Origin of the sequence: Helicobacter suis, from assembly GCF_902196135.1 — a bacterium.
Lineage (GTDB): Bacteria > Campylobacterota > Campylobacteria > Campylobacterales > Helicobacteraceae > Helicobacter > Helicobacter suis_A.
This window is the reverse complement of the sequence record NZ_CABIKE010000029.1, coordinates 1-2,672: the sequence shown is the minus strand read 5'-3', so window position 1 is coordinate 2,672 and position 2,672 is coordinate 1. Positions and strand designations below refer to the sequence as shown.

Annotated in this window: 1 pseudogene; it reads right to left on the bottom strand. The window is 38.3% G+C overall.

The features are described from left to right. Positions 1–2,672: pseudogene (locus G6Q06_RS08210) on the bottom strand (hypothetical protein); the annotation flags it as partial.

The following is a 2,672-nucleotide window of genomic DNA, read 5'->3' as shown; positions in this document are numbered from 1 at the left end:
ATTTAGGCCGTTTTTTTAACTCTTTGATTACGCTATCGGTGAATTCCTCAGGCTTAATCATTCTTTGGTTTAACTGCTCAAAGGGGATTTCTTGATTTTCTGATTGAGTAGCGGAAGTCTTTCCCTCATTGCTTAATGTAGGTTTATCTTCTTTGACTTCTCTAACTTTAAACTCTTCTAACACATAGCGCTTAGGCTGGCTAGGGTCTGCATTGTTAGTAAAATGTATTTTTGCCTCAAAATCCCACACTTTGTTATTGTAGGTATCTCTGATTTGCAAAACAACTTTATTATTAGCCACTTGTGCTACATCGCCTTCTAGTATAGTCTTACTTATGTAGTTGGCTAAATGGGTGTTGCGCCATTTTTGAAAGTCTTTAGCTTGCCCAACAGGGGTTAAAAAGTCTTGTGGCTGATCTTTAAATAATTCTAGGCCTTTATTGGGTTGATCTTTAATACTAGTTCCAACAATACCTTTAGTTTCAAATTGCGTATACACATCAATACCGCCTAAATCTTGTCTGTAGAATGCGGGGGCAATTTGGCCACTATTGCGTGTTTTTTCATACATTAAGTGTAAAAGCCCCTCAATAGCCTTTTCTCTCTTGCCATTCCACCGATAGGAAGTATAGTTTTTCCCCAAACTTGCATTTACCGGTAGACTTGTAGACACTCTGTATAAATTATCTAAACTGATCTTTTCAGACTGGCCATAGTCTTTGGCCTTTTTAGGTTTAGGGGTGTTTTTTAGGGCTTCTTTTTTTGCCATTTCCTCTATATCTTTTTGTAGTGCTTCTGCGTGTGCATTACTTCTTTCTAACTCCTCTAAACGCCATTTAGCTAACTCCTCTTTACTAAAGCCTAATTGGCCGTTGTGTATCTGTTTGTTAGCAAACCCGCTTTTTAAATCTATAGGGTCGGTTGAATTGGTGTATTTAAGCTGGCCTTGCATAAATTGCTTATCCCATAATTCTAAGCGCCAATATGGGGTATCCTCTTTGGGATTAAATCTATCTAAATACCTATTCTGCTGCACTACCGCGTAATGATCCTCATCTATTTTTTTAATAAATTTCAATTCCCCCCTTAAGTTTTGCAAGAGATAATCTGGATTTTCTAAAGCGGTTTTGAAGTAGGGTAGGGCTTGGGTGGCTTTAATCGGATAATCTATTTCAATCCCCTTAGCAATACTCAAGCTATCCTCATCATAGCTATGCTTTAAAGCCTTTTTCACATCAGGCGATAGATTAGGGATATAATCGCCATTTTCTAAGCCTAAGTGTTTATGTAGGGCTTTTTCAAAGTCTATTGTGTTGTCTTTAAAATCTTTCTTATTCCAATCCTCCCTAATTTTAGCTAAAAGTTCTTGTACTTCAGGGGCTAACTCATCTTGATTTTTAAGGGCGGGAGTTGTAATATCCTCTTTGGTGTGGGTCAGTGCGTGGGAAACACTAGGTTTAGGGCTTAGGGAGGTTTCCGCTACTTGTGTAGTCCGCATATTCACACCACTAAATAGCGGGTTATTTTCTAACTTCCCATTTTCCTTATAAAGTGTTTTTAACTTTAATTCATTGTGCTTAGTGCTGATACTCTCTACCACTACAAAATATCCGTTGATCTGCTTAGCACTAGTTAGCATTAACTGGTTATGTTTATCTCTTGTGAGTTGGTGAATATCTGCTTCATTGATCACTTTAGGATAATCCCTAATATCTTGTATCCCTATGGGCGGTTGTTTGTTTTTAAGATAGTGAATAGAATGTATCCCATGTTGTTTTTCTACATGGGCAAGTGCGCTACCATTAAAGGTAATTTTAATGGGGTGGTTTGTATCTAGCTTAAGTTGATTGGCTAATGTTAAATCTTTAAGTTCTCCTACCCACACCTTAGCATTGTGCTTTTTAACTTGATCTAATAATCTCTCTGTGATCTGATCGGGCTTAAGCATTTTTAAGGGTTTACTAGTATCTAGCAAATCTTTAATGTTTTGACTCTCAGCTTTTTTAAACTCAATGTATCTTGTGGTGTGTGTGGCTTGCTCTTGCTCTCTTAAAGCCTTAAACTCCGCATAACTTAAACCTTTAGCTTTAGCCTCCTTATAAATCTGTCCATCGCTTTTAAAGGGGAGTGCTTTAGGGTGATCGATTACTTCTACATCAATGTAATTATTGGTATTAATCTCTTGACTTTTAAGGGGGGGAGTGGTAGGGTGTGGCTTATCCTTTTGGGCTAGATCGGAGCCAAGCCCAGACTTAGCCGCGACTTGGTCGAACTTCTGCGCGGGGGATTTTCTGTAAGCCGTTACTATCCAGTAATTTTTTCCTTCATGTTTCCACCCTTGTGTTAAACCCACTCTAAATTCTTGGTTGTCTTTTTTTAAGATGATGGTTTTTATTCCCGCTTGATCTGTAACCATCTTTCCATTTTTCACTATTTCCTCCAACCCTCTACCTAACTTCTCAAGTGCACTATTCCCCTCAAACCCTTTAAAATCATCAAGGTGTTTTTCTATAATCTTAGATAGGCCATAGGGCTTAAGCGGTTTGCCGTTAACATCTTTTAAGTCTTTTAAGTCTGTTGCACTTGCTCCCCACACTAAATCTATATCGCCTAAATCCTCTCTGTAAAACGCTCCGGCAACTTGGCCTTCTTTAGCCTGTATGAGTTTGGCT